Source organism: Persicitalea sp., assembly GCF_041751555.1.
In the GTDB taxonomy this organism is placed as follows: domain Bacteria; phylum Bacteroidota; class Bacteroidia; order Cytophagales; family Spirosomataceae; genus Persicitalea.
Genome location: NZ_JBGSXF010000556.1, coordinates 1 through 6,303 on the forward strand (window position 1 = coordinate 1; position 6,303 = coordinate 6,303).

At 47.4% G+C, this 6,303-nt stretch carries 5 protein-coding genes and 1 pseudogene; all 6 read right to left on the reverse strand.

Translation table 11 applies throughout. The features are described from left to right. The coding region (locus ACEW8P_RS19905) for a phospholipase D-like domain-containing protein (protein WP_373514825.1) at positions 1-339 on the reverse strand (339 nt) is incomplete at its 3' end. A 17-nt stretch (positions 340-356) separates the two neighbouring features. Then, positions 357-572: pseudogene (locus ACEW8P_RS19910) on the reverse strand (PIN domain-containing protein); the annotation flags it as partial. A gap of 243 nt (positions 573-815) precedes the next feature. After that, entirely contained in the window at positions 816-1,049 is a 234-nt protein-coding gene (locus ACEW8P_RS19915; protein WP_373514826.1) for a hypothetical protein, read from the reverse strand. A gap of 69 nt (positions 1,050-1,118) precedes the next feature. Then, positions 1,119-3,185 (reverse strand): OmpA family protein, encoded by a 2,067-nt coding sequence (locus ACEW8P_RS19920; protein WP_373514827.1) that lies wholly within the window; start codon positions 3,183-3,185, stop codon positions 1,119-1,121. A 204-nt stretch (positions 3,186-3,389) separates the two neighbouring features. After that, a complete protein-coding gene (locus ACEW8P_RS19925) occupies positions 3,390-5,969 on the reverse strand; it encodes a M14 family zinc carboxypeptidase (RefSeq protein WP_373514828.1) in 2,580 nt (859 codons plus the stop codon). A gap of 51 nt (positions 5,970-6,020) precedes the next feature. Further along, positions 6,021-6,303 (reverse strand): ribulose-phosphate 3-epimerase (locus tag ACEW8P_RS19930; RefSeq protein ID WP_373514829.1); only part of this gene is annotated, 283 nt, incomplete at its 5' end.

Genomic DNA, 6,303 nt, shown 5'->3' on the forward strand with positions numbered 1-6,303 from the left:
ACTAATCGTCCAGTTGTAGCTGCCAAAAATGACGAACCGCTGGTCGATGACGCAGTACTTTTCATGGTTTATCCCCCGACCGCCCCGCGTTTGGTGCAGATACAACCTCCCGCCAAAATTCACGATGTCTTTGTGCTGAAATGAAGGCTTCTCATTGATATTATCATCTTCAATACCAATGGATACCGCCACACCCACCTTGGCTTTGAGCATCAGTTGTTCAAAAAGCGACTGATCCGTGAACCAGGGCACATTGACCAGGATTTCGGAATCAGCCTTCTGAATGTACTGGGTAATTTCTTCGGCGATATTTTGGAAAACAGGTTGGGGAGCTACCACAGAGAAGGCATTTGGAGTTATTCTACTGAGAATACACGCTGGAAGGTTTCGATGCTGTCGATCAGTGTGATGCCTTCTTGCTGGCAGGGGAGGATGAAGTCGGAATCGTAGGAGGCCAGATAAGTTATGCCAGCGGATTTGCAATGAGCCAAGATGATGGCGTCGTTCGACAGCATATTAAAATCCGTCATAATTCTTACGACTTCTTGGGCAACAGGCAATTTTACGTTTAATTGGCTGAAGAGCGATAACTAACGAAAGCGGGCTTTTTCCAGTTAGCACTCGTGAAATGCTGCCGCTTTCTTTTAGAGTTCTGGGTGATTTTTCTCCATGATGGCCGACAAAATGGTATAAATACTCACTCATTACCACTTGATTATATGCCAGTTCATAAGAGCCGACAAATAATTCTTCTAATAATTCGTACCGAGTGTTTTTGTTGTACTCGACAAGAAGTGTAGAATCCACAAACACCGTCACTGATTGTACCATTCTTCTTCCAAGTCAACGTCGGGAGTCCAATCAGGGAAAGAACCCCGATGTTTTCTCAAAATATCGAGTTTTTCCTCTCTGGTCAACTCGCGATTAAATTTGACATTCTCCTTTTTCGTTACAATGACTTCCACCTCCTGCTCGCGGAAAGACTCGGGTAGTTGAATCGTCAGCGTATGGTTTTCGCCTACTCGCTCTTGGTATTTCAGGGTTTCCATAATTAATTTTTTGACTGTTCCCTGAAAGTTAAGGATTATTAAGAATAATTGTCAATTTTCGACACTTCTCTACATCTTCAAAATCGTAAACTCCACCCGCCTATTCCACTGCCGGGTTTCCTCGGTGAGATTTGAAGTTATAGGATTAGCAGGCCCCCAAGCTTTGGTTTTGATGCGCTGAACTCCGATGCCCCGAGAAGAGAGGAATTTTTTAACGGCCAGCACCCGGTCTTCGGAAAGCTTAACATTTTTCTGCCAGTCGCCTATGTTATCAGTATGGCCTTCCAGCAGAATCTCTATGTCGGGGTACTCGGTCATCATCTTAACAATGCGTTCCATTTCAGGTTGCGATGGCTTTTCGACGTCAGCGCTGCTCTGGGAGAACATAATTTGATTCAGGCGGATTTTCTGCCCCTCCTTGATAGGAATCAGCAGAATATTTTTTCTGATAGTCCTAAAATTAGATTCGTTGGTCAGGTTGATTTCTTCTGTAACCCCAAAATAGCCCTTTTGACTTGCTGTGATACGGTACAATTCCTTCAAAGGGAGAATCATTTTAAATTCCCCCGTTTCAGGTTCAAAAGAAGCCCTCGCGAACTCCTCGTTGTTCTTTTTGATGTCGGCTACAATGTCGGCGCTCATCATTTGCTTAGTCTCGGCGTCTAGTACGTTGCCCGAAATGATCGCCACGGGTTCGGGCTTAATGGCGGGGAAGAGTCGCACACGGAAAATGTCTTCCTCACCCATGGAATTTTCCATCGAACTGAGGTAGGCGTAATCCGCCGAAGCAGGGATGTTGAAATAGCCATCCCACTGAGGCGTATTGATGGCCGGACCAAGATTTTCGGGTTCCGACCAATTGGTCCAGGTATCGTCGAGACGGCGGCTTAGGTAGATATCGCCGTTTCCAAATCCGCTGAATCCGGCGGATGTGAAATAAAGGGTCTTGTCATCGGATGCAATGAAGGGCGAGCCTTCGTAATCGGGGGTGTTTATGGCTGTGCCCATATGTTTGGGTTCAGACCAAGAGTCGTCGGGTTGCAGGAAGCAGACGTACAAATCCTTATTTCCCTCGGTATCGCGCCGCTGCACCGAGAGTACCATCACTTTTCCTTTAGCAGAAATGGCAAACTCGGTGTATTTTTTTTCGTGGTCGTTGTAGTGATTCTTGATTCGGCATTCTTTCGGGAAAGACCATCCTTCCCGTGTCCGGGTCGATTTAGAAAGCCCTTCGATCATGCTACCGTCGGCGCGATAGACATTGAGTAGGTAAATCGTCTTGCCATCGGGTGAAATTCCCGTGGCGGCATTGTCGCCTGTATTATTAATGGGCGCATTGATGTTGGCAGCTTCCCCCCAATTGCCGTTATTATCGAGGTATGACACCCATACATCTTGGTTGTTTGGGTCGCCGATGTTTCCCAGGTACTTGCCTCTCGTAAAGAACAGCAAACGACCGTCGGGTGAAATTACCGGAGCGACCTCTTGCCCTTTGCTATTGACTGCTTTGCCCAGATTTTCTTTCTGTAAATCCTTGGGTGTATCAGCCGTCAGGTTGATTGTGCCTCGCAGCGGAGTGGCGGAACTGGAAATTCCGATGGCGTCGAGTTGATTATAACCCAGGACGCGCGATGGCTGCAAAACAACCTTGATAGCATTAACTATAAGTGTAGAGTCTGAAGGGAAAATATAGGTCATACGACCTACCTCCTTCGAGGGGGAAATCGAATTCTCGACTAATAGATGCTCTCCCGAATTCTCGTCATAAGCAAAAACTCGTACGATAGCCCCGGCGTTAAAGTTTTCGGCGATAGCAACCTGACGGAGCGGGATCGCACGTTCAAAACCTACCTTGATCCATTCCTCCTCGATCGAGTTGACCTGCGCGGGCGACCAGGCGCAGGGACTGTTACCTACACTCGGTAGCTTGTCGGGCCGACCTAAAATCTGAACGGCGCGGTACTCTTTGCCATAAGGTCCGGGGCGATACTCAGAGGAGTAGCCCAGTATTTTGGAGGCCCATTGATCCTGCGCCCGAAGGCCCGTGGCTAGAAGGAGGAGAAGTAAGACGAGAGGTTGGGGCCTTCCCCAAAAGGGCCATTTCAATGCAGCACTATTCATGAATATCGAATCCAATAATTTTTGATTTAACGAAGTCCTTCGGCACATCCACATGCTACTTTTATTCATCACTTAGTAAAATAGGGACTATAATCTTGTAAAGTGTAAACTGACGTAGCATAATGACGGGCCAGGAAAAAATAGAATTTTTCATCTCGTCAATTTCCCAAAATATTAAGCCAAAATCAAGCCAAAAGAATGGTTGAAATCCCCAAATTTTCACTCTCCCGAATTCGTAATGTTTGGAGTCGAAATTTTATTTCCGTAAAATAAAGCATTGAAAAACAGCTTGGAAGTTCCCAACCAAGTACCTCGAAAATTAGGGTTGTCGGAAAACATAATGACGTTTCCTCGTCCCCGGCTGCTAATTAACAAACCAGCCGAATTGGCAATTTTTTGTAAAGTTTGCGGATGCACGTAGCCGTTAAGTAGTGGATTCGCGTCGTATTTGATCACCGTATTGTACGGACTCTCTGCCAATTCCAGCAGCGTATTGCTGTTGCGGTAAAGCGAAATTTTTCGATCCGTATAGCCAAAGCCCAGCGGATTGGTGATGTCCAGATTTGCCGAGAAAATGGCTCCGCCCGTATAACGCGAACCCTCAGTATCGGATGCCTTTTCGTAGTCGATTCGGGCTTTGGTGGCGGTGCTATCCTTTTCTTTCAGTTCTCTGATTTTACCCTTGGCAATCTGATTTTTGATCACCCATTCCGAAGCCGACTTGAAAGTAATCAAAGTACCACCAGTCTCGACCCAAGACATCACTTTGCCCAAAAACTTAGCATCGGTCGGGTATTGTCCGTTGACCATGACCATCACATCATAATCGTTGAGATTCACCCGACTCATTTGATCCAGATCGACCTTCGTGATCGGCATTCCCACGTAATTATCCAGCATGTACCACACCTCACCCGCTTCGTACTGGCTGGTTCCTGCGCCTATCGGCATCAACACTTTGGGTACTTTGACGGTTCCGAAGTTATTGCTTCCCAAGTCCACGCCTTCAGTGCTGTATCCTGTTTTGACGGAATAAAAATTCACCCCTGTGTTGGCAGCGATTTCTTTGAGTTTATTGAAAATTGCGTCGTTGGCTTTTTTCTGTGTCTGCACTGGAATAATCAAAGTACCATAACCGAAGGTTTTATCCCCCTGATCCGTATTGATTCGGAAAGGCTTTTGCCCGACTTTTACAAAATAACCGTCTTTGACAAGCTGATACAAAGCTTTATGGGTGTTGAAGTCTTCTGCAGAAAGCAGGTAAGCGTACTTACTTTGAGCGAAAGAATTGGGTTGAAAGCTAAGATCATCGAAAGTGAGTTTGTTGCCAGTCAAAGGGCCACCCGACTTAACCTCCGCAACGGGTAGCCCGTAAGCCAACGGCAGGTTCCAGGCCGAGGCATCATAGAAAATGCTATCGGTGAAGGTAACGGGTTTTTCGAAAATCGACTGTACCATTCGATACTGCGGCTGCGCGACGGGAACGTAGTAAGTCTGACCAGCCTTGAAAATCTGGTTTCCCTGCTTTGTTTCGGCCTTGATTGGATATACCTCAATGCGGTGCAAAAGCAGCATATTTAGGAAAGCGCGGTTGGTGGTGGCGTCAGTATTGGAACCCACAACGTAGCCTTTCAAGGTACTTTTTTGAGCCGAGGAGACCGCCGTTTCAAAGAATTCTCGCTGGAATTTCAATAGGTTTTCCCGCTGCGCCACTCCGCCCTTGATTGTGGCGATGGCGTTGACTAAGTGGTTTCTGACCGCAAATCCAAAGGTTAAGACGCCGTGCTGGCTGTCCTGTACGTGGCCGCGTGAACTACCCTGCTCGAACAAAAAGCCGATCCCGCCCTCAATGTCGGGGTAGCTGGAACCATAACCGGGGTAAAGGTTGTCGAAAGATTCCTTGGTGTAGTAGAGAGACCCAATTTCATTCATCGCTTCCTCGAAGTACTTGGCGAAGGTGTCGTTAAGATTGCGATATACATAGCCAGGAACCAGTGGATTCTCGGCGCTTTGCTTTGAAGGCTCAAAAAAATGCGTAGAGTTGGTACCCATTTCGTGGTGGTCCGTCACGACGTTGGGATACCATTGGTGGTAGAAGTTCAGGCGGTTACGACTCTCGCGATGAACGGCCAAAAACCAGTCACGATTCAGGTCGAACCAATAATGGTTGACCCGTCCGCTGGGCCACACCTCGTTGTGTTCACGGTCGTTAGGATCCGAGACGGGAGGCATTCCCTTGTGCATATTTACCCAGTTGACAAAGCGGTCGCGGCCATCGGGGTTTATGACGGGCTCGATAAAGATGACAGCTGCTTTCAAGGCACTTTGTACTTCTAAGTCCTCACAAGCAGCTAGGTAATAGGCAGTCAGAATTGATGCTTCACCTCCTGACGCTTCATTGCCATGCACATTATAGCCCAACTGCATTATGACGGGCATTGCCTTCACATCCGGCATTTTAGCGGTGGGATCGACCAAATCCAGATGCTGCTTTCTAATACTTTCTAAATTTTCCAAATTCTCCGGGCTGCTGAACGCCACCATGAGTTGTGAGCGGTACTCGTAAGTACGTCCGGTCGTCTGAAACTTCACTCGGTCTGAGGTCTGGCTTAGATACTCAAAATAAGAAACCAAGCGATCGTAGCGCGTATGCTGCGTACCGATGGAATAGCCCAGGAAGGCATCGGGTGTCAAAATATTGGGGTTGAACTGCTTGCCAGGAAAAAAATAGTCGTTCTGTGCGCTAAGGTTTGTGAGGACAAAGAGGGACAAGAAGAGCAGGGAAAAGATTTTTTTCATAAAGAAAAAGAGAGGTAAAGCGAGTTTCTGATGTTAAGCCTAATGCCATTTTCATTCAATTACCGGGCCTTTCAGGGCTCGGATCGTAGCCATAGGGTCATCCGATTTGAATACAAAACTCCCCGCTACAAGTACATCGGCCCCAGCATCGACGAGCATAGGAGCATTCTCGTCGTTAACGCCGCCATCCACCTCGATGTCGAAGTTGACCCCCGCATCGGCCCGTAATTCCACCAATTCCCGCACTTTACGGTAGGTGTTTTCTATAAAGCTTTGTCCACCAAAGCCCGGATTGACCGACATGATTAATACCTGGGAGACTTCCCCCAAAACC